At 69.1% G+C, this 21,572-nt stretch carries 17 protein-coding genes; 11 read left to right on the top strand and 6 right to left on the bottom strand.

Features of this window, described 5'->3' with window-relative positions:
• Window positions 1–2 precede the first annotated feature (2 nt).
• The 3 genes from AC5P7X_RS15685 to folE form a co-directional block, all read right to left on the bottom strand.
• Window positions 3–704, bottom strand: coding sequence for a DUF4194 domain-containing protein (locus AC5P7X_RS15685; protein ID WP_005421303.1), 702 nt, complete (start codon window positions 702–704; stop codon window positions 3–5).
• Window positions 691–2,160, bottom strand: coding sequence for a DUF3375 domain-containing protein (locus AC5P7X_RS15690; RefSeq protein WP_188248595.1), 1,470 nt, complete (start codon window positions 2,158–2,160; stop codon window positions 691–693). The genes AC5P7X_RS15685 and AC5P7X_RS15690 overlap by 14 nt, the downstream gene beginning before the upstream one ends.
• A 112-nt stretch (window positions 2,161–2,272) precedes the next feature.
• Entirely contained in the window at window positions 2,273–2,884 is a 612-nt protein-coding gene (gene folE, locus AC5P7X_RS15695; RefSeq protein ID WP_004141296.1) for a GTP cyclohydrolase I FolE, read from the bottom strand.
• A gap of 687 nt (window positions 2,885–3,571) precedes the next feature.
• Here folE and AC5P7X_RS15700 point away from each other — a divergent pair.
• From AC5P7X_RS15700 to AC5P7X_RS15725, 6 genes are all read left to right on the top strand, one after another.
• Window positions 3,572–4,027 carry a MarR family winged helix-turn-helix transcriptional regulator gene (locus AC5P7X_RS15700; protein WP_005421298.1) on the top strand — a complete coding sequence of 152 codons (456 nt, stop codon included), beginning with the start codon at window positions 3,572–3,574 and terminating at the stop codon, window positions 4,025–4,027.
• A gap of 109 nt (window positions 4,028–4,136) precedes the next feature.
• Window positions 4,137–4,346 carry a DUF1656 domain-containing protein gene (locus AC5P7X_RS15705; RefSeq protein ID WP_025875651.1) on the top strand — a complete coding sequence of 70 codons (210 nt, stop codon included), beginning with the start codon at window positions 4,137–4,139 and terminating at the stop codon, window positions 4,344–4,346.
• Window positions 4,343–5,260 (top strand): efflux RND transporter periplasmic adaptor subunit, encoded by a 918-nt coding sequence (locus AC5P7X_RS15710; protein ID WP_495215122.1) that lies wholly within the window; start codon window positions 4,343–4,345, stop codon window positions 5,258–5,260. The genes AC5P7X_RS15705 and AC5P7X_RS15710 overlap by 4 nt, the downstream gene beginning before the upstream one ends.
• A complete protein-coding gene (locus AC5P7X_RS15715; RefSeq protein ID WP_495215123.1) occupies window positions 5,257–6,726 on the top strand; it encodes an efflux transporter outer membrane subunit in 1,470 nt (489 codons plus the stop codon). Before AC5P7X_RS15710 ends, AC5P7X_RS15715 begins: the two co-directional genes overlap by 4 nt.
• A 3-nt stretch (window positions 6,727–6,729) precedes the next feature.
• Window positions 6,730–8,769: an FUSC family protein gene (locus AC5P7X_RS15720; protein ID WP_053496746.1), complete on the top strand. Its 2,040-nt coding sequence runs from the start codon at window positions 6,730–6,732 to the stop codon at window positions 8,767–8,769.
• Window positions 8,770–8,863: 94 nt separating this feature from the next.
• Window positions 8,864–9,259 carry a hypothetical protein gene (locus AC5P7X_RS15725; protein WP_053496745.1) on the top strand — a complete coding sequence of 132 codons (396 nt, stop codon included), beginning with the start codon at window positions 8,864–8,866 and terminating at the stop codon, window positions 9,257–9,259.
• Between the two features lie 139 nt (window positions 9,260–9,398).
• On the opposite strand, the gene recD is transcribed toward AC5P7X_RS15725, so the two are convergent.
• The 3 genes from recD to recC are packed head-to-tail and all read right to left on the bottom strand — an operon-like array spanning window position 9,399 to window position 18,300.
• On the bottom strand, window positions 9,399–11,279 hold the full coding sequence (gene recD / locus AC5P7X_RS15730; protein WP_206620861.1) for an exodeoxyribonuclease V subunit alpha: 1,881 nt from the start codon (window positions 11,277–11,279) through the stop codon (window positions 9,399–9,401).
• On the bottom strand, window positions 11,276–14,956 hold the full coding sequence (gene recB, locus AC5P7X_RS15735) for an exodeoxyribonuclease V subunit beta (protein WP_495215125.1): 3,681 nt from the start codon (window positions 14,954–14,956) through the stop codon (window positions 11,276–11,278). The genes recD and recB overlap by 4 nt, the downstream gene beginning before the upstream one ends.
• Window positions 14,953–18,300 carry an exodeoxyribonuclease V subunit gamma gene (gene recC / locus AC5P7X_RS15740; protein WP_053496742.1) on the bottom strand — a complete coding sequence of 1,116 codons (3,348 nt, stop codon included), beginning with the start codon at window positions 18,298–18,300 and terminating at the stop codon, window positions 14,953–14,955. The genes recB and recC overlap by 4 nt, the downstream gene beginning before the upstream one ends.
• A gap of 189 nt (window positions 18,301–18,489) precedes the next feature.
• Between recC and AC5P7X_RS15745 the strand changes: the two genes are divergently transcribed.
• Genes AC5P7X_RS15745 through AC5P7X_RS15765 form a run of 5 tightly spaced genes read left to right on the top strand, consistent with a single transcriptional unit; the run spans window position 18,490 to window position 21,571 of the window.
• Window positions 18,490–19,278, top strand: coding sequence for an ABC transporter ATP-binding protein (locus AC5P7X_RS15745; RefSeq protein WP_049402893.1), 789 nt, complete (start codon window positions 18,490–18,492; stop codon window positions 19,276–19,278).
• On the top strand, window positions 19,278–20,027 hold the full coding sequence (locus tag AC5P7X_RS15750; protein ID WP_005414955.1) for an MlaE family lipid ABC transporter permease subunit: 750 nt from the start codon (window positions 19,278–19,280) through the stop codon (window positions 20,025–20,027). Before AC5P7X_RS15745 ends, AC5P7X_RS15750 begins: the two co-directional genes overlap by 1 nt.
• A gap of 59 nt (window positions 20,028–20,086) precedes the next feature.
• Window positions 20,087–20,611, top strand: a complete 525-nt coding sequence (gene mlaD, locus AC5P7X_RS15755) for an outer membrane lipid asymmetry maintenance protein MlaD (protein WP_005411706.1) — start codon at window positions 20,087–20,089, stop codon at window positions 20,609–20,611.
• Window positions 20,608–21,270 carry an MlaC/ttg2D family ABC transporter substrate-binding protein gene (locus AC5P7X_RS15760; protein WP_053496740.1) on the top strand — a complete coding sequence of 221 codons (663 nt, stop codon included), beginning with the start codon at window positions 20,608–20,610 and terminating at the stop codon, window positions 21,268–21,270. Before mlaD ends, AC5P7X_RS15760 begins: the two co-directional genes overlap by 4 nt.
• Window positions 21,260–21,571, top strand: coding sequence for an STAS domain-containing protein (locus tag AC5P7X_RS15765; RefSeq protein ID WP_005421254.1), 312 nt, complete (start codon window positions 21,260–21,262; stop codon window positions 21,569–21,571). The genes AC5P7X_RS15760 and AC5P7X_RS15765 overlap by 11 nt, the downstream gene beginning before the upstream one ends.
• Window position 21,572 lies beyond the last annotated feature (1 nt).

The following is a 21,572-nucleotide window of genomic DNA, read 5'->3' on the forward strand; positions in this document are numbered from 1 at the left end:
TCTCAGGCCTCGGCGGCCGGGGTTTCACGCAGCTGGCGGTAGACCGCCGAAAGCTGGGACACGTCTTCGGCGGAGAACAGCAGCTTCAGCGCCGGCGAGACTTCGTGGCGGTCTTCCTGGCCGCTGAGGCGGGTCAGGATGTGGTTGTCCTTCATCTTCTGCACCGCCGATGCGACGCGACGGTTGAAGCCGGCGCGGTCGGTGGACAGGTTCTTTTCGTAGATGGCCAGCGCTTCGGCCATCTCGGCGTCGGCGACCACCGCGCGGTTGCCGCGCGCATCGGCCTCGGCCAGCTGCTGGCGCAGGTACAGCAGCAGCACCGAGTCGATGAAGGTCAGCGGCGAGGTGCGCAGCAGCACCGGCGCATCGACGTCTTCGGTATCGGCCTGGCGGGTGAACGCCACGCCACTGTCGCGGTCGAGCACCAGTTCCAGGAACAGGTCGGCCAGCGACGAGCGGATGGCCGCCTCGCTGCGGATCAGCGCCGGCCACAGCTTGGCGTGGCGCAGCTGGTCGATGCTGGGGCCGATCAGCAGCTGGCACAGCGCACGGCGCGCATCCAGCGGCAGGCGCCCGGTATCGCCGAGGTAGTACACGTCGTTGCCACGGCGGGGCTGCGCCACGGCCGCCACCGGCTCGGCCTCGTAGGCGTCTTCCGCCACGTCGGCCTGCGGTGCGTCGATGGGATCTTCATGCCAGCTCATGGCGTCTCTCCTGGGTGAACCAAACCAGCGGGATGCGGGCGCGACGGATATGGCCGTCGCCACCACGCCATTGCGCAAGCTCCTGCTCGCCGGCGATCACGTTGCCGAAGCGCGTGCCCAGCGACAGGTAGCCGATGACGCTGCCAAGACCCTGCGGCGCTTCGCGCTGCGAAAGGGCCTGGGCGATGCTGAGCCGCGGCTGCGCATCGAGCAGGTCGTGCAGGTCGCGGCGCAGGGTACGGAAGTCGATTTCGGACGAAGCGACCAGATCGCCAACGCTTTCCAGGCTGATCGCGGCTGCGTCGTTGTATTCGACGTTGCCATCGACCTGGGCGCTGCGCGGATCGTGCAGTTTCCATTGCGACCACGAGCGCAGGCGGCTGGTGGTCAGCTGCAGGTCGCGGCCGATGCCGCGTTGTGCGGGGAACTCGTCGCGCAGAGCGAGCGCTTCGGACTGCGCCTGCTTGAGCAGCTGGTTGAGGCGACGCTGTTCCAGATAGCCACGGCTCTGCACGAAGCCGCGCAGGCTGCGCGCGAAGTTCTGCAGCACATCGTGCACCTGGCCACCGCGCTCGAGCATGGTGCTGGTGAAGCCGCGCAGGAAGTTGCGTTCGTTGCGGTCCAGGCGGCGGGCGAAGCCACGCGCCAGCACCGCTTCCAGCGCGGCATCGAGCTGGGCGCTCTGCTCGGCGTCGTTGAGCAGGCGCCAGAAGGCCTGGAAGCTACGCCCGGCATCACTTTCGCCAATCACGTCCACGCCTTCGAACAGCTGCGACAGCACATCGCCGCGCTCGCCCTCGTCGTCGATGATGCGTTCGCGGAACTCGCGGTTGAGCTGCTCGAAGTCGTCGCGCACGCGGCGGAAGTCCTCGGTCAGCTCGTCGGCCAGGCCGATGATCTGGCGCGCACGTTCCAGCGCGCGCTTGCCGTCCAGCGCGATCACACGGCCGGCGCCGACACGGGCGATCTCGGCGTCGATCCGGTCGCGCTCGTCGCGCAGCGCCGACAGGCGGGCGTCCGGATCGGATTCGGTCTGCGCGGCCAGCTGCGAGAGCTGTTCGATGACCAGCGCCAGCCGGCTCTCGGTGGCGGCCACACGGGCCTGCTCGAGGCCGTCGGCAAAGCGGATCGCCTGAAGCGCCGCGGTCGACAGCTCGTACTGCTCCTGGTCGGCGCCCTCGGGCAGGCGGCGTTCCAGCCAGCCCTGGGCCAGCCAGTGCGCGATGTAGGCCTGCGCGGTACGCGGCAGCTCGCGCGACAGTTCGTCGCTATTGAGCTGATCCAGCGCACGCTGCAGGCGCTCGTTGAGCACCGACGAAGGCAGGGTGCGCTCGCCGTCCATCAACAGCCCCTGCAGCAGGCCGATGATTTCCGGAGCGTGGTCGGCGGCGAGCAGCTTCCACTGGGGCTGTTCGCGCAGATGGCGGTAACGGGAGATGCGTTCGCGATGCTTCATGCAGCGAAAGGAGTCATGAGGGCTGGCGGGGAGGGGCAGCCACGCACGGCGGCCGCGCCGGCATCCGTGGGCATGCCGGCCCGCAGGGGCCGGCGGGGTGCGCGCAGGCGGCTCAGCGCTTGCCGCCCACTTCGATGAAGCGCAGGAACTCGGCGCGGGTACGCGCGTCGTCGCGGAAGCTGCCCAGCATCTTGGAGGTGACCATGCTGACGCCGCGCTTGTGGATGCCACGCGTGGTCATGCATTCGTGGGCGCCTTCGACGACCACGCCGACGCCGATCGGCTGCAGCACATCCTGGATGCACTGGGCGATCTGCGCGGTCATCTTCTCCTGCACCTGGAAACGGCGGGCGTAGGCTTCGACGACGCGGGCCAGCTTGCTGATGCCCACCACCTTGCCGGCCGGCAGGTAGCCGACATGCACGCGGCCGATGATCGGCGCCATGTGGTGTTCGCAGTGGCTTTCGTACTCGATGTCGCGCAGGACGATGAGTTCGTCATAGCCTGCCACTTCCTCGAAGGTGCGCTCCATGTAGGCGCGCGGGTCATCGCGGTAACCGCTGAACCAGTCGCCATAGGCTTCGGCGACACGGCGGGGGGTATCCAGCAGGCCTTCGCGGGACGGGTCCTCACCGGCCCAGCGCAGCAGGGTGCGCACGGCATCCTCGGCCTGGTCCTGGGTCACGTCGCCCTGCGGGGCGGCCTTTTCGTTGTTCTTGCTCATTGCGTACAGCGTCCCGAACGGGGGGCGAGCATCGTACCCGACCGGGGGGTGGGTCGTCCTGTTGGTCGGGTTCATCGAGGGTCTGGCGGCGCCTGCCTGTTACGGGTCTGGATGGGGAAGGGCGGCAGGGCAGGACACGCCGTAAACCCATCCATGGGGGCTCGGTCGGCGCATCCATGCGCCTCACGGTCCTGCCCTGCCGCCCTTCCCCATCCCTGACAGTTTCCTGCAGGCGCGGCCGGACCGCCCGAAAGCGGGGGCAAAAGCGGGGGTTCATGACTTCGGAAGCAGCGCGCCGCTGCTGTGGCGTCTTCTGCTTTGGTGGGTGCGGACCGTTGGTCCGCACTGCTTCTGCTCTTGCTTCATAAGAGCCAACCCACCGCGCCCGCGGGGTGATGGGAGGGAAGCGGGGGCCGGGCGGGGCAGGACCGTCCGCGGCATGGATGCCGCGGCCGAGCCCCCAAGGGTGAGGGCGCTTTGCTTGCGAGGCATGCCTCGCAAGCGCCCGAACGCAGAGCCGCCAGCGGCTGGGCCGGACCCCGGAGGGGGGTTTACGGCGTGTCCTGCCCCGTCCGGCCCCCGCTGCCCACCCGACACCAGGCAGGCGCAACGCTTTCCTCAACACACCCACCCATTCAGAAAAACCTATTGATAGGAATGAAATTAGTAGTATCCTATCTATCTCTTATGGACCGACCCCTCGACGAGCGCACCGTGCTGCAGATGCAGCTCAGCTCCGGCCTGCTTTATGCAGGGCGGCAGTGGCAGCGCCTGGCCGACAGCCGGCTCGGCAGCTATGGCATCTCCACCGCCTGCACCATGCCGTTGCTGATGATCGGCCGCTCCGGCGGTGGCATCCGCCAGGTGGCGCTGGCCCAGCAGCTGGGCATGGAGGGTCCTTCCCTGGTACGCCTGCTGGACAAGCTGTGTGCCAGTGGCCTGGTCCGCCGCGAGAGCGACGCCAGCGACCGCCGCGCCAATCTGTTGTGGCTGACCGACGAGGGCCATGCGCTGGTCAGCGAACTGGAAGATCAGTTGATCGGCCTGCGCCAGGACGTGTTCGGCGAGCTTTCCATGGATGAACTGCACGCCGTGCTGAAGGCATGGCGCCTGCTGGCCGAGGCCGCCGACCGCATCACGTAAGAGCGCTGCCCCCGAACACCGCCGCTGCCGTGCACACGCCAGCGGCTTTTGCCCGTTGCTGTTGTTTCGTTGTCCCTCCCCTCCCCCACCTCGTCCCCGCCCCCTACCGATGCCCGGTGAATTCAGTCTCCACGGAGTGTTCGTCCCGACCCTGCTTGGGTTGATGGTGTTGGCCTATCTGGTCAACAGCGGCCTGCACGCGCTGCTGCAGCGGGCCGGCGCCTACCGCCATGTATGGCACCCGGCGCTGTTCAACCTGGCGCTGTACGGGATCGTGCTTGGCCTGCTGTTCCACCTCCTGCGTTGGATGCAATCGTGAACAAGATCGTGAAGAAGACCCTGCCGGTGCTGCTCACCAGCGCAGCCGTGATCGTCGCCCTGCTGGTGCTGCGCCAGCTGTGGGTCTACTACATGGATGAACCCTGGACCCGCGACGCCCACGTCGGCGCCGACGTGGTGCAGGTGGCGCCGGACGTGTCCGGGCTGGTGGAAACGGTGAACGTGGCCGACAACCAGTCGGTGAAGAAGGGCGACCTGCTCTTCGTCGTCGATCGCGCCCGCTACCGCATCGCGCTGGAGCAGGCCAAGGCCAGCCTGGCCGAGCGCCAGGCCTCGGTGGCACAGCTGCGCCGCGAGATCAGCCGCGACCGCAGCCTGCAGGACCTGGTCGCCGCCGAGGACGCCGAGGTGCGCCGCGCCAAGCTGCAGGCCGCACAGGCGGCGCTGGCCACCGCACAGGCTGCGGTCGACCTGGCCGAGCTCAACCTCGGCCGCACCGAGGTGCGCGCCCCGGCCGATGGCCGGGTCAGTGACCGCACGATGCGCGTGGGCGATTACGTGGTGGCCGGCAAGCCGGTGCTGGCGCTGCTGGATACCGGCTCGTTCCGCATCGATGGCTATTTCGAGGAGACCCGGCTGCGCGGCGTGGCGCCGGGGCAGCGCGTGGACATCCGCCTGATGGGCGAATCGGCACCGCTGCACGGCCATGTCGAGAGCATCGCCGCCGGTATCGAGGACCGCTACCGCAGCAACGGCAGCACCCTGCTGCCGAACGTGACCCCGGCCTTCGACTGGGTGCGGCTGGCGCAGCGCATCCCGGTGCGCATCGCCATCGACGAAGTGCCCAAGGGCGTGGAACTGATCGCCGGGCGCACCGCCACGGTAACCGTGGACACCGGCCGCCATCCGCACAACGACAAGGCCGGCACTTCGCCGACACAGGCGGGCCTGTGAACGCCGCCCTGCCCCGTCTCGGCCTGATCGTCGCACTGGCCAGCCTGGCCGCGTGCAAAACCGTCGGCCCGGACTATGCACTGCCGGAAGGCTCGGCGTTCAAGCGCACGCAGGCCAATGCGGCCTTCATCGATACGCAGAACCCGCAGATTGCCGCCAACCAGGCGCTGCCCGACCGCTGGTGGTCGCTGTACAACGACCCGGTGCTGGACGGGCTGATCACCCAGGCACTGCGTGACAACGTGGAACTGAAGGCCGCCGATGCGCACCTGCGCCGCGCCGCCGCCGTGTACGAACAGGCGCTGGACGCCGGCGGCTTCGAGTACGAGGCCGAGGCCGGCGTCAGCCGCGCGCAGTTGTCGGCCGAATCGTTCCTGCAGGAGCACGAGCTGCCGGTGATCAACCTGGCCGATGGCAAGTTCGCGGTCAGCTACCAGTTCGACCTGTTCGGCAAGCTCAAGCGCGGCGCCGAAGCGGCGCGAGCCGACGAACAGTCGGTTGCCGCAGCACGTGACCTGGCCCAGGTGAGCGTGGTCGCGCAGGTGGCCGACAGCTACCTGGAGATCTGCCACGCCAACCACGAGCTGCACGTGGCCGAGCATTCGCTGCAGCTGCAGCAGCGCAGCCGCACCGTTACCGAGCGCCTGATCGCCGCCGGCCGCGGCACGCCGCCGGAACTGGCCCGGGCCAATGCGCAGGTGGCGCTGCTGGAGGCGGCACTGCCGCCGCTGCGCGCGCAGCGTTCGGCCGCGGCCTATTCGCTGGCCGCACTGCTGGGCCAGACCCCGGGCCAGCTGCCGGCCGGCGTGATCGACTGCGCGCACGCGCCCAGCCTGGCGCAGCCGCTGCCGGTCGGTGATGGCCGTGCGCTGCTGCAGCGCCGCCCGGACGTGCGCCAGGCCGAACGCAAGCTGGCCTCGGCCACCGCGCGGATTGGCGTGGCCACCGCCGAGCTGTATCCGGACATCCGCCTGGGTGCCTCGGTGGGCGCCGCCGGCCTGCTGGAAGACTTTGGCACGCCGATGACCCAGCAGTGGTCGATCGGCCCGCTGATCTCGTGGACACTGCCCTCTTCGGGCACGCATGCCCGCATCCACGCCGCCGAAGCCGGTGCCGACGCGGCCCTGGCCGAGTTCGACCACACCGTGCTGCAGGCACTGCGCGAGACCCAGACCGCGCTGGACCGCTATGCGCAGGACCTGCGCCGCCTGCAATCGCTGCGCGTGGCGCAGGAGCAGGCCGCGCTGGCCGCCGACCAGAACCGCCGGCTTTACCAGGGCGGCCGCACACCCTACCTGTCCAGCCTGGATGCCGACCGCAGCCTGGCCACCAGCGACGCCACCCTGGCCGCCGCCGAAGCGCAGGTCTCGCGCGACCAGATCCACCTGTTCCTGGTGCTGGGTGGCGGCTGGCAGGCATCGGTTGCCCCGGCTGCACCGTCCACCGCACAGGCCACGGCGAAGTAAGCCATGAACGCGCTGACCGATCGCCAGGCCTGGCTGTTCTCGATCAAGACCTACCTTGCCGCGGTGGCCGCTCTGTACATCGCCATGGCCGGCAACCTGTCGCGCCCATACTGGGCGATGGGCACGGTGTACATCGTCAGCCAGCCGCTGCTGGGCCCGACCCGCGCCAAGGGCGTGTATCGCATTGTCGGCACCCTGGTGGCCGGGCTGGCCACGCTGCTGGTACTGCCGGCGCTGGTGGAAACCCCGCTGGTGCTGAGTGCGGCGATGTCGATCTGGCTGGCCGGTTGCCTGTTCATGGCCCTGCTCAATCGCGGCCCTCGCGGCTACGCGTTCCTGCTGGCCGGCTACACCACCGCCTTCATCGGCTTCCCGGCGGTAACTTCGCCGGAGACCATCTTCGACACCGTGGTGGCGCGCAGCGAGGAGATCATCCTCGGCACGGTGGTGGCCGTGCTGTTCGCCTCGCTGCTGTTCCCGGCGTCGGTGCGGCCGATGCTGCGCGCCCGGATCGGCAACTGGATGGAGGACGCTGCGCAGTGGTGCCGGCAGATCCTTGAGCGTGGCCGCGCGCATGCGCCGCGCAACCGGCTGGCTGCCGACCTGGTGCAGTTCGAGGCACTGATCGAGTTCCTGCGCCGCGACGATCCACGCCATGCCGGGTCTGCGGTGTCGATGGAGCGGCTGCGCGAGCGCATGCTGTTGCTGTTGCCGGTGTTGTCGTCGATCGCCGATCGCCTGAGCGCGCTGCGCAGCGATGGGCAGGCCCTGCCGGATGGGCTGCCGGCGCTGGTCGACGACATCCGCGAGTGGCTGGATGGCCCGACCAACGCCAGCGAGTACGCGCGGCTGCGCGCGCGCATCAGCGCGCTGAAGCCGCAGGTGGACCGCGACCTGCAGCACCTGCAGCTGGCCAGCCTGCTGCTGCGCCTGGAAGAACTGGTGGACCTGTGGCAGGACTGCCGCACCCTGCAGCACGCGATCGACCAGGGCACGGCGCCGTTGGATCGCGCGCACTACCGCATCCGCACCGAACGCGTGGCCGCCGACAAGCACGTCGACTACGGCATGGCGCTGTTCTCCGCGCTCAGTGCCGGCGTAGCGCTGATGAGCTACTGCGTGCTGTGGATCGCGCTGGGCTGGGAAGGCGGCGGCAACGGCGCGATGATGGCGGCGGTGACGGCCGCATTTTTCGCCGCACAGGACGATCCGGCCCCCAGCATGGTGCAGTTCCTGGTGTGGGCGATGGTCGCCTCGGTAGTGGCGGGCGTGTACCTGTTCGGCGTGTTCCCAGCCGTGCACGACTTCGGCCTGCTGGCGCTTGTGCTGGCGGTGGCCTTCCTGCCGCTGGGACTGCTGCTGCATCATCCCAAGAGTGCGCTGTTCGCGCTGCCGCTGACAGTCAATCTGGCTGCGTTGCTGAGCCTGCAGAACACCTACAGCGCCAACATCCAGACTTTCCTCAATTCGTCGATCGCGATGTTCATCGGCATTGGCTTTGCAGTGGTGATGACCCGCCTGTTCCGTTCGGTGGGTGCCGAGTGGACCGCGCGCCGGCTGGTGCGGCAGGGCTGGACCACGCTGGCCGAAGCCGCCGAAGGACGTGGCCAGCAGGATCGGCAACGCTTCGCCGCACGCATGCTCGACCTGCTGGGCCTGCTCGCACCGCGCCTGGCAGCGACGCCGGAGGGCAGCGACATCGCCTCGGTGGACATGCTCAACGAGGCGCGCATCGGCCTGAACATCCTGCAGCTGCGCCGTGCACGGCTGGAACTGCCCGAGCGCAGCCGCGAAGCCGTCGAGCACATCCTGGAAGAGATCGCTGGGCACTACCGGCGGCAGATCGCGGCGCGCAAGCCGATTGCTGCAGACCAGGCGCTGCGCGAGCGGCTGGATACCTCGCTGGGCCGGGTTGGCAGCGTGGCGGCGTGCAAGGCCCGCGACGAGGCGCTGATGGGCCTGATCGGCCTGCGCTTCGCGCTGTTCCCGGAGGCCAAGGCGTTGGCGCCGGGATGGGTAGGCGCCGAATCGCCGTCCGTGTAATGCGATCCGCCGGGCGCGGCCCGGCGCTACCATCGTGGTTCGGTAGCGCCGGGCCATGCCCGGCGGCCACTCGCGATCCCCACAGGACGGTTCAATGAGTTACGACATGATGGTGTTCGAGGCCAGCGCCGCGCCACGCGAGGTGGCGGCTTTCATCGCCTGGTTCGAAAAGCAGACGCAGTGGAACGAGCGCCACGAGTACGACGACCCAGCCGTCAGCAGCCCGGCGCTGCAAGCGTGGTTTGCGGAGATGGCGCAGGAATTCCCGCCGTTGAACGGACCACTGAGCAACGACGATGACGACCGCGCCGAGGTGACCGAGTACAGCATCGGCCGGCAGGTGATCTACGGCGCGTTCGCCTACTCGGTGGCCGAGCGCGCGCACGGGCGGGTGCAGGATCTGGCCGAGAAGCACGGCGTGGGCTTCTTCGACGTGAGTGCGGATGAAGCGGCGATCGTGTTTCCTGATGGGTTGGTATTCATCGCGTAGATCCACGCCATGCGTGGATGACCACCAGAACGATCGAAGCGCGCTTTTGTAGAGTCGAGCCACGCTCGACTGCTTCTGCCTGGCGATCAGGTGAAGGGGTCAGATCCCGTTCCCAATGGGAACGGGATCCGACCCCGATTCAGAACAACGTGCCCTGCACCGTAGGCTGTTCGATGCGCGCCGGTTGTTCGGCCACATCTTCGGCACCCAACCGCCAGGCCAGGCCGCCCAACCGGCTGGCGTGGCGTTTCAGTGCGGCCTGCAGCACGTCGGCGCTGCTGGCCACATGCAGTACCTGGCGGGCGCGGGTCAGGCCGGTGTAGACCAGCTCGCGCGACAGCACGCGGCTGTCCTGGCGTGGCAGCTGCAGCCACACTTCATCGAACTCCGAGCCCTGTGCCTTGTGCACGGTCATCGCAAAGGCGCTTTCGTGCGCGGGCAGTGCGGCCGGGTGGAAGGCGCGTGGCTGCTCGACGGTGTCGCCCGGGAACCAGGCCACCATCGCGCCGCTGTCGTCGCGCAGGCAGATACCGATGTCGCCGTTGAACAGGCGGTGCCGGTAGCTGTTCTCGGTGACCAGCAGAAGGCGGCCCTGGAAGTAGCCCGGGGTATTGCCGGCCAGCAGCTGCTCGATACGGCTGTTCAGCCCGCGCGCACCTTGCGGGCCTTCACGCAGCGCGGTCAGCACGCGCAGGCGACCGGCCTGCTGCAGGGCACGTACCGGATCCGCGGCCTCGGCCAGTGCACGCCAGTGGCCCAGCAGGTGCTCACGCTGGCCACGCAGCGGGTCCGCCTCACCTTCGTGGAACTGCACGCCAGCCAATCCACCACCGCGCAGCAGCTGCAATGCAGTGTGGCTGTCACCTTCACGCACGGCATGCGCCAGCGGTGCCAGGTCCAGCGCATCACTCTGCCGGTAGCCGCGTTGCAGCTGCACGCGACGGCCGGCGAAGGCGCGTGGTGCGGCCTGCGGCTGCAAGGTGGCCGGTGCCAGCAGGCCATGCAGCGCCAGCGCATCGTCGGCGCGGGTGCCGATGCCATCGCCGCTGGCGCGCAGGATCGCGCTGAGCACGTCACCGGCTTCGACCGAGGGCAACTGATCGGGATCGCCGAGCAGGATCAGGCGGGTGCCGCTGGCAATTGCATCGACCAGCTTGGCCATCATCGGCAGATCGATCATCGACGCTTCGTCGACCACCACCACGTCCACCGGCAGCGGGTTGTCGGCGTGGTGGCGGAAGCGTGGTGAGTCGGGAATCACGCCGAGCAGTCGATGCAGGGTGGTGCCGCTGCTGGGCAGTGCCGCGCACAGCGTCGGATCCAGTCCCTGTTCCTGCAGGCGTTGCACGGCCATGCGCAGGCTCTCGGCCATCCGCTCGGCGGCGCGACCGGTGGGCGCGGCCAGCGCCACCTCGGGCAGCGGCTGGCCGGCGTGCCGGGCCTGCGCGGCCAGCAGCAGCAAGAGGCGTGCGATGGTGGTGGTCTTGCCGGTGCCGGGGCCGCCGGTGACCAGCGCCAGCGGATGGCGCAGCGTCACGCCGGCTGCGCGTGCCTGGTGATCTTCGCCGTGCGATGCGTGCGGGAACAGCTGCGCGAACAATGGCGCCAACGCTGCCATGTCCGGCGCCGGCAGCGGATGCCGGCCGATGCGCTGCAGACCGGTGGCCAACTGGCGCTCGTACTCGCGGTAGCGGCGCAGGTACAGCAGCCCGTTCTCCAGCACCAAGGGGGCATCCCCGGCGATGGCGTCAGCCTGCTCCGGTGTGGCCACCCATGGCGATGCGCGCAGCTGCGCCAGCCAGGCCTGCGCGGCGGGCCACTCGGGCACGCCTTCCAGCAACCGCTGCGGTTGTGCCGGATCGAACGCGGCGTGGCCCTGGGACACCGCCAGCGAAGCCAGCGCCGCCGCCAGTGCCACACTGTCGGGCGTGTCGTCGCGCAGCCGCTGCAGGCTGGTCGCCAATGCGTGGTCGAGGGTACGCAGCAGGCCCTTCTGATGCAGTTCCTTCAGCAGGCTCATGCGCTGGCTCCACGGGCACGCGCGGCGAGCTGGGCCTGGGCCTGCTCGCCGCCGGCGAACAGTGCGTCGAGTGCATCCACCAGCGCGAACGGGAAACGATCCACGTGCACGCCGTTGCCCGTGCCATCCAGGCCGCGGCAGAACAGGTAACGGATACCGCCCATGTCGCGCTCGTAGTCGTAGGCGGCGCCCAAGCGGAAGCGCAGCCAGCGATGCAGGGCCACGGTGTAGATCAGCGCCTGCAGATCGTATTCGCTGTGGCGCATGGCAATGGCCAGCAGGTCCGGGCTGTAGCCGGGCAGGCGGTTGGACTTGTAGTCGAGCACGTACCACCGGCCATCACGCACGTAGGTCAGGTCGATCATGCCGGTCATCAGCCCCTCCAGGCGGCGGCGCTGGCCGAAGCCGCGGCGGCCACTGGAAACACCATGCGCATGCAGCACCTGCAACAGCGCCGGCACGGTGGTCGCCTCGATGGCGAAATGGAAGTCGATTTCGGCGCGGCGCTCGCCTTCACCGAGGCTGTGCAGCGCACCGCCTTCGGGCAGCGGTACGGTCAGCGTGTGGCCCACCAGCGGCACCAGCACCGCCACGCCATCGTCCAGATCGACGTCGGCATAGCCCTCATCGTGCAGCGCCTTGCGCAGCACCTCGGCCTGGCCCTCGGGAGCTTCCCGGCCTGGTTGCCAGTCAGCCCATGCGGCGAAGTCGACGTTTTCCATTGCCTCGTGCAGCACGTTGCCGAAGCGGCTGCCCATGAAACGCGGGTCGAGCGGCGCGCTGTCCTCGGCCGCCGCGGCGGCTTCCGGCAGTGCCGGTTCCAGCGGCAGCTCCGGGCCGGTGGGTTCGTCGGCTGCCGGCGCCGGCAGCGCGGTGGCAGCGGCTTCGATGTCACTGCCCGCGCCGGCATCGGCGTGGGCCAGCTGGGTGAAGCTGTACACCCACCAGTCGTGCGGAACGCGCCGGGTCAGTGCACGCACCGCCGGAAGATCCCCTTCCACTTCGGCCGCCAGCTGCGGCAGCGCAGCCGGTACCTCACTGTCATCGATGCGCACATCGGCATGCGCGCGCAGCGCCTGCAGGTCACCCAGCAGCGGTGCCAGCCGCGTCCTGCCGAGCCCGGCCAGATCACCCACGGCGATCCACAGCGCGTGCTCGGCGCGGGTCAGGCCGACATACAGCAGGCGCGCATCCTCGGCACGCTGCTCGCGCTCGCACTGCGCAGTGGCCGCTTCCCAGGCCTCGTCCTTGCCCAGCTTCCAGTGCAGCTGGCGCTGGCCGCCCACATGCACCGTGCAGTGCGAGGCGGTGTTGGGCGCACCACCGTCGATGCCCACGAAGGGCAGGAACACCAGCGGGTACTCCAGGCCCTTGCTCTTGTGCAGGGTGATGATCTGCACGCGGCGCGCATCCGATTCCAGGCGCAGCAACTGCTGCTCGTCATCCTGGTCGGCGCTGGCCATCTGGCCCTGCAGCCAGTCCAGCAGGCCGTGCATGCCCAGCGCCTGCGCCGAGGCTTCCTGCAGCAGTTCGCCCAGCTGCAGGTAGTTGGTCAGGCGGCGCTCGCCATCGATCAGCGCCAGCAGGCGTTCGCCCTGTGCGGCGCAGACGTCGGCGATCACCGCGAACGGGCCGCCGCGCTGCCAGCGCTCGCGCCAATGCAGCAGCTGCGCCTGGAACCCGCGTTGCAGGTCGCCCTCGCGCTCCATCGCCGCGATCGCACTGGCGCGCTGGCCGAGCAGTACCGTGGCCAGCGCTGCGCGCAGGCGACCTTCGTCCGCCGGCTGCAGCAGCGCCAGCAGCAGTGCACGGAGATCACGCGCTTCGCTGGTGGCGAACAGGCTCTGCTTGCCCGCTGCCACGGCAGGAATGCCGACCGCGGCCAGCGCGCGCTGCACCAGCGTGGCCTCGCGATGCGAGCGCACCAGCACCGCGATGTCACCCGGCTGTACCGGGCGCCCACGCAGAACAGCACTGCCTGCACGTGCCGCGACCAGGATCTGGTGGATCGCCGCCACACAGGCCCGGGTCGCTGCTTCGCGCGAGGCATCGGCACTCATCGCCTTGTCACCGCCACTGCGCAGCACGCGCAGGGTGAGTGCCGGGGCGGCATGGCCATCGCGCTGGTAGTCCGCATCGCTGCGCACGCCACCGGGCCGCACCGGCTCGAACTGGATGCCACGCTCGAGGAAGGCGTCTTCGCCACCGTTGTCGTACAACGCCTGCAGCGCGCGCAGCACGGCCGGTCGCGAGCGGAAGTTCTGGTCAAGCACCGGCGCCTGTTGCGCTACCCGCTTGGCCTTCAGGTAAGTGTGGATATCACCGCCGCGGAAACCGTAGATCGCCTGCTTGGGATCGCCGATCAGGAACAGCGCCGGTGCCAGGCCGAGCTCGCGCACCTCCGGTGAATCGCCGAACACGGTGTGGAAAATGCCCCACTGACGGTCGTCGGTATCCTGGAACTCATCGACCAGCGCGATGCGGTACTGCGCGCGCAGCTGCTTGATCAGTGCCAGCCGCTGCGGGCCTTCCAGGGCCAGTGCCACGCCATCGATCAGATCGTCGTAGGTCTGCACCCGGCGGGTGCGCTTCAGCGCCTGCAGGCGCTGTCTGGCTTCGTCGCGAAGCACGTGCAGGAAGTTCAACGCGGTGGCACGCAGCCAGGCATCGCGTTCGGCCAGAAGCGCGACATAGCGGGCCAACGGCGCCTGCAATGGCGACGATGGCGTGCGCTCGGCGAATTTCTTGTTGGTCTTGGCTGCCAGCGCCTCCGGCAGCAGTGCCGGCAGGCGCTCGCTGGTCAGCAGCTCGCGCGGGTCGGCGCGCTCGGCCCAGCCCAGCAGTTGCCGGCCCAGCGGGTGCAGCCAGCCCAGCTTGTAGGACACGCCGTTGATCCATTTGTTGTCGACCGCATCGCAGAGGTCGATGAAGAACTGCTCGCCATGCTCGCGCACGCTTGCGGACAGCTCTTCGGCAACACTCTGCAGGGCGGCCTGCGGATCGGGCAGCGCCACCGCCTGTGGCAACGGGTGCAGCGGCGGCGCGGCCAGCAGCGCGCGCAGATCGGCGGCCAGTGCGTCCGGGGTGGACCACAGCCAGGTCAGCGGTTCCAGCGTGGCCGGGTCATTGGCATGTACCCGCCAAAGGTCGGCCGCGAGCGCTTCCAGCAACTCACGGTCGCTGGCCAGCAGCTCCGGTGGATCGAACGTGTGGCCGCTTTCCAGCGCGTGCTCGCGCAGCACGCGGGTGCAGAAACCGTGGATGGTGAAGATGGACGCGAGGTCGATCTCATCGGCGGCGACCTGCAGGCGGCGCTTCAGTGCGGCGGCGCGCTCGGTACCTCTCTGCAGATGCCGCAGCAGCACCTCGCGGGTCAGCCGCACGTCCGGCGCTTCGCCTTCGACCGGTTCCAGATCGACCAGTCGCGCCGCCAGCGCCAGGCGCTCGCGGATGCGCTTGCGCAGTTCCTGGGTAGCCGCATCGGTGAAGGTCACCGCCAGGATCTGTCCGATGCGCAGGCCCTGTTCCACCACCAGGCGGGTAAACAGCGTAGCCAGGGTGAAGGTCTTGCCGGTACCGGCACTGGCTTCGATCAGGCGGATGCCATCCAGCGGCAGGGCCAGATAGGGATCGACCGCCATGCACTGGGCTCGCTCATCGATGAAGGCGGGGCTCATGCGCTGCCCTCCTGGCGCGTTTCGGCGCCGAGGGTGCGGCCTTCGCGCACCGCGCTGAAGACCACCTGGCTGTTGCGCAGCAGGTCGGCATAGCTGGCATCGGAGGCGAACGGGTCGGCACCCCGCAGCAGCAGCTGCCAGGCGTCGCTGCTGGATTCACCCCAGCTGCGGTCGCTGCCATGCCACTGCTTCCAGCCCTCGCTGCGCTGTTTCTCTGCCGGCGCGTTGTACAGCACCCAGCCGGTATACGGGGCAAAGCGCAGCGGCTCACGCAGGCCGCGCTGGCGCAACTGCAGCAGCGCGCGCAGCGCCGCGCGTGCAGCAGGCGCGCTCAGTGCCGGCAGTACATGCGGGCCGGGACCGGCGTCGCCGCCATCGTGGAACTGCACAAGAGGCAGTGCGTCGCCGGCGGCGTTGGCCAGCAGCCAGTCCAGGCCCTGGCGGATCACTGCATTGCCATTGAGCGTGCCGGCGCGCAGCCGCACCAGGCCTTCGGGATGCCGATCGGCCACGCGGCCGTGCAGGCGCACGCCATCGATGTCCACTTCGTAGCGACGGCTTTCCAATGGTTCGCCCTGCATCCAGCCCAGCAGCGCACTGGCATACGGACGCGTCTTCAGCTGCTCCACCTCGAACTGGCGCTGGCCCAATGGACCGGACGGCAACAGGCCACGCGCGCGCAGCCGCGGGTACAACGGCTCGGTATCACCGCTGAGCGTTGCGCGCACCACCGCCGCCTGCACGCTGCGCTTTTCCGGGCCGCGCGATGACAGCACCAGCGGTTCCAGGTCATCAACTTCCCCGGCATCGTCGGCCAGGCGCAGGCCCAGCGACTGTGCGAGGAACTGCCCGGCCGGGTCGCACAGGAAGCGGCGCAGGGTGTCGAGCGCGAGCTCGTCTTCCACGGCATCGTCGGGCGGCGGCGGCAGCGGGGCATCGAACCACGGCTGCAGGCCACCACGCTGGCCGGTGAGGCGGCCGGCAGCGGGATGCCATTGCCGCCGATAGCTGAAGCGGCGTGGATCACCCTCTCCGAACGCCGCCGGTGAGAACGGCTGCAGTGCATGGCGCACGGTAAAGTCGCGGACCGCCGCAGGCGGATCGAGGTGATACGCGGCGGCGGCATCGATCAGTTCACTGACCAGCACCGACGGCTCACGCACGCTGCCATCGCGTGGATCGGCGCCGAGGTAGCTGAGGTAGAACACCTCCTGCGCGGCGGCGAACAGCTGCAGGAACAGGAAGCGGTCGTCTTCGCGAGTGGAGCGATCGCCCGGGCGGCGGCGCGGCGTGTCCAGCTCGGCGGTGAGCTGGTTGAGGCCCGCGGCCGGGTCACGGCGCGGGAAATCGCCGTCATTGAGACCGAGCACGCAGATCACCCGGAACGGCAGCAGGCGCATCGGCACCATGCGGCCGAAACTGATGCCACCGGTCAGCAGCGGCGCGCGCGTATCGGCCTCGCCCAGTACGCCGGCGAAGTGCGAACGCACCACCTCAGGCGGCACGCCGTCTTCGAAACCGGCCTTGGCGGCATCGTCGGCGAACTGGTTCAGCAGCTTGCGCAGCCGCTCCAGGGCGCGCTGGCTGTTGGGTGAACTGGGCGCAGTCGGCAGCAGCGCGTCCAGCAGCGACAGCAGCCGTTGCCGCCACTGCGCCGGGGTCAGCAGCTCGCCGAGGCGACGCTGGTAGACCGCCAGCACGCGCAGCAGCCGCAGCAGCCGGTCCAGTGCTTCCAGCGCGCCGCCTTCCAGTTCGATCCACGGCGCCACGCCGGCCAGGTCCGCCTCGCTGCCGGTGGCGTGACCGAGCACCAGGCGGTCCAGTGCAAACTGCCAGGTGTAAGCGTCGTCGGCCGGCGCCTGGTGCTGGTTGCGGTGCTTCGCATCCAGGCCCCAGCGTGCGCCGGCCTGCTGCAGCCAGCCATGCAGCCGATCGAAGTCCACCGCCTCCAGTCCGGCCGCTTCGGCCAGCGGCGCGCTGGCCAGCAGGTCAAGCACTTCATTCAGGCCAAAGCGCGATACCGGCAGGCCCAGCAGGTGCACGAACACATCGGCCAGCGGCTCGCCCGCGAGCGGACTGCTGTCGGCCAGCGCGTAGGGAATGTGCTCGTCCTCCCCCCCGCGGCCGCCGAACACCGCCTCCAGGTACGGCACATAGGGATCGATGTCCGGCGCCAGCACCGCAATCTCGCGCGCCTGCAGCGGTGGGTCGAAGCGCGGGTCCTGCAGCAGGCTGCGCAGCTGGTCGTGCAGCACCTGAAGCTCGCGCAGCCGGGTGTGGCAGGCATGCACCTGCAGGCTGGGGTCGTCGCTGCGCAGCCCATCGCGCAGCTCGCCCGAGGGCAACGCGCGGCGATGGAAAAGATCGCGCTGCAGGCGATGCAGCAGGCTGTCGGACAGGCCGCCTTCGTCAAGGGTCGGCCGGGTGTCTTCTTCCGGATCCGAATACGCGGCAATCTCGCCGGCCGGGTGCACCACCTCGTAGCTGCCCAGCACCGCCATGAAGTCGCGGCCGGCCGCACCCCAGGCCTCCAGCAGGCGGTTCTCACCGGCCGCTTCACCGAAGGGATCGGGCGCGCCGCTGCGCAGGCGCTCGGCCAGCGTCTGCAGGTCACCCCAGTACGACTGCACCGGAGTGGGCATATAGAAGTGCAGCTCGCCCACCCGCGCCTGGGTGGCCATCACCCGCAGCACGTCGGGCGAGATGTTGAGCGTCGCGAACGCGGACATCCGCGGTGGCAGGCCCTGCGGCAGCGGCTGGCCGGCACCCTCGAAGCGATCCAGGTACGCCTGGATGCGGCGCGCGCGGTAGTCCCGGCCATGGGCGATGGTGCGCCAGAGGATCGCCTGCGGGTCGGCCGGGTCGGTGCCGGCCTCCCAGCGCAGCAACCAGTCGCGGCGCCAGGCCTGGTACTTCTCGAACACCGACGCCAGTTCACCGGCCAGTGCCCACGGCTTCAGGGCGTCGCCGCCGGCAAGATAGGACTGCAGCGCGCGCATCGGTGGCTGCGCCAGCAGCGCCGGGTCGCGCAATGCCTGGTAGAGCTTCCAGTGCAGGCCCGCGGCGTCCAGGTCGTCGCGTTCGCCCGGCACATTGGCATTGAGTGCACGGGCAACGAATTCGCCCGGGGTCAGGAACTCGAGGTTGGCGGCCACGCCATATTCGGCAGCGAGTGTCGCTTGCAGCCAACGCCGCATCGCCACCTGCGGGATCAGCACCACCTCCGGCGCGAGCAACGGCTGGCCCGGAACCGGCACACGTACGTTGCGCGCCAGCAGCGCAGCCAGCACGTCCAGGGAGTTGGAATGGTAGAGGCGGAAATCGCTGCCCGGGTCACTCATCATGCACAGTGTGCAGCACGGCAGGCAGTATTCAATGGCCAGCCCATCGCCGGTACGGATTGTTCCGCGCTGCCGGCCGATTGTCCCGGCCTGGCAAGGGTCATGCCGTGCCACAATACTGGACCGTCCAGTCTGCTTATGTTCAGCCGATGGGCCCGATCCTTCGATGTCTAAAAAACGTTAATGGTGCCCATGTCGGCTTCCGCCTCCAGTCTGGTGCAGTTATCCAACGTCCGCATCGACCGGAGCGGGCGCACGATCCTGCGTGACGTGTCGCTGCAGGTGCCCAAGGGCAGCATCACGGCCGTGCTGGGCCCGTCCGGCAGTGGCAAGTCGACCCTGCTGGCGGCACTGACCGGCGAACTGCGTCCGGTCGCCGGCGAGGTCACCCTGTTCGGCAGGCCGATTCCGCATGACAGCGGCGCGCTGCTGGAGATGCGCAAGAGCGTGGGTGTGCTGCTGCAGGGCAACGGCCTGCTGACCGATCTGACCGTCGCCGAAAACGTCGCGCTGCCACTGCGCACGCATACCCGCCTGCCGACCGCCGTGCTGCGCCGCCTGGTGGAAATGAAGCTGCATGCCGTGGGTCTGCTGGCCGCTGCCGATGCCTGGCCGCGCGAACTGTCAGGTGGCATGGCGCGCCGGGTCGCGCTGGCCCGCGCGCTGGCACTGGATCCGCCACTGATGATCTACGACGAGCCGCTGACCGGGTTGGACCCGATCGCCTCCGGCGTGATCATGAGCCTGATCCAGCGCCTCAACCACAGCCTGGGCCTGACCAGCATCATTGTCAGCCACCACGTGCACGAGACCCTGCCGATCTGCGACCAGGTGATCGCCATCGCCAATGGCGGCATCGTGTTCCAGGGCACGCCCGAGGCGCTGCAGTCCAGTCAGGACCCGCTGCTTCGGCAGTTCCTGCACGGCCAGCCCGATGGCCCCATTCCGTTCGATGCCGCGCCGCGCGCGAGGGTCGCCTGATGCCGTTCGTCCAAGCCACCCGCTCGCTGGGTCGCGCCGGCCTGTTCTCGCTGACCGTGCTGCGTGGTTCGCTGCCGACCCGTGATTTCCTGGCCGAGCTGACCCGCGAGATCTACAAGATCGGCGCACGCTCGCTGCCGATCATCGCCGTCGGTGGTGCCTTCGTCGGCCTGGTGCTGACCCTGCAGGGCTACCGCACGCTGACCACCTTCGGTGCGGCCGACGCGCTGTCGACCCTGCTCGGCCTGTCGCTGTACCGGGAACTGGCGCCGGTGCTGACCGCGCTGTTGTTCATCGGCCGCGCCGGCAGCTCGATCGCCGCCGAACTGGGCCTGATGCGCGCCACCGACCAGATCAAGGCACTGGAGCTGATGGCGATCGACCCGGTGGCCAAGGCCGTCGCGCCGCGCTTCTGGGCGGCGGTGCTGACCGTGCCGCTGCTGACCGGCATCTTCTGCTCGCTGGCGATCAGCGCCAGCTACTTCGAAGCGGTGCATGTGCTGGGCCTGGACAATGGCGTGTTCTGGTCGGCACTGCGCAACAGCGTCGATTTCTGGGACGACTTCGGCGTGGCGATGCTGAAGTCGGCGATCTTCGGCGGCACCGCAGCGCTTGTCGCCGCCTATGTTGGTTTCCACGCCGAGCCGACCATCGAGGGCACCTCGGTGGCGACCACCCGTGCGGTGGTCAACGCCTCGCTGCTGGTGCTGATGTTCAACTTCGTGCTGTCGGCAATGTTGTTCACCTAACCCCTCCACCGGCGGTGCGCAGGCGCGCGCGGCCACCACGACTCGATCAGGTAATCCACATGGCCATCCGCGGTCCCAGACTCGAATTCTCTGTCGGCGCATTCCTGCTGCTGGCCCTGGCCTCGCTGATGGTGCTGGCCGTGGCCTCGACCAACCAGCGCTGGAGCTGGGGCAGCCAGGGCTACGAGCTGAAGGCGCGCTTCTCCCAGGTCGGCCAGCTGCGCAAGCAGGCGCCGGTGAAGATCGGCGGCGTCACCGTCGGCCAGGTCGCCTCCATCGACCTGGATCCGGTGAAGTTCGAATCCATCGTGACCCTGCGCATGGACAGCAAGGTCAAGGACCTGCCGGCGGACACCTCGGCGGGCATCTTCACCAGTGGTTTGCTCGGCGAGAGCTATATCGGTCTGCAGCCGGGCGGTGACCCGGACGTGCTGAAGGCCGGTGACGAGATCGTCTTCACCCAGCCGGCGGTGGATCTGATCCAGCTGGTCGGCAAGTACATGTTCAGTGGCGGCGCCGGTGGCGGCGCTGCCCAGAAGCCCAACGATGGCGCGCAGGCGCCTGCAACGGAACCGCAACCATGAAAATGAAACTGATTCCCGCCCTGCTCGCCTCGGCGCTGCTGATGGCCACCCCGTTCCTTGCCCAGGCCCAGGCGGCCGCCCCCGCCGCTGCCGCAGCGCAGGGCCAGGCCGGCAAGGTGGTGATCGATGCCAGCACGCGCATTCTCACCACGCTGCAGCAGCGCCGCAGCGAGTTCAGCAGCAACCCGGCCAGCCTGCGCAGCTACATCGACAGCGAACTGAACCGCACCTTTGACCGCGACTATGCGGCACGCCTGGTGCTGGGCCCGCACGCCCGCGGCGCCTCCGACGGCGACATCAAGCTGTTCGCCGATGCGATGGCCGACAGCCTGATGCAGCGCTACGGTTCGACCCTGCTCAACATCCAGGGCAAACCGAGCTTCCGCCTGAAGGGTGAAAGCCCGCTGCCGGGCAACCGTGGCGTGCGCGTCAGCACCGAACTGGTGCGCGCCGGCAACGAACCGACCCCGGTCGAGTACTGGATGCGCAACGTGAACGGCCAGTGGAAGATCTTCGACGTCAACATCGAAGGCATTTCCTACGTGCAGACCTTCCGCAACCAGTTCGATACGCCCTTGCGCCAGAAGGGCATCAAGCAGGTGGCCAGCGAGCTGCACAGCGGCAGCCTGCAGGCCGGGCCGGCGGGCAATGGCAAGTAACGCACTGGCCCTGCTGGAAGGCGACACCCTGCGCCTGCGCGGGGTGCTCGACCGTGCCGCGGTGATTGCACTGTGGCCGCAACTGCAGGCCCTGCCAGCCCAGCTGGCGCGGCTGGAGCTGGGCGAGGTCGAGCGCGTGGACAGCGCCGGCCTGGCCCTGCTGGCCGAACTGGCCGCCCGGGCACGCAAGGCGGGCCATGCGCTGGCCATTTCCGGCGCGCCGGCCGGCTTCAACGAGCTGAGCGCAGCCTACCGGCTGTCGCCCGACCTGGACTTCAACGCTACTTCTGCTGCGAGCTGAC

It is taken from the genome of Stenotrophomonas sp. YJH_SMC_53, from assembly GCF_059369995.1.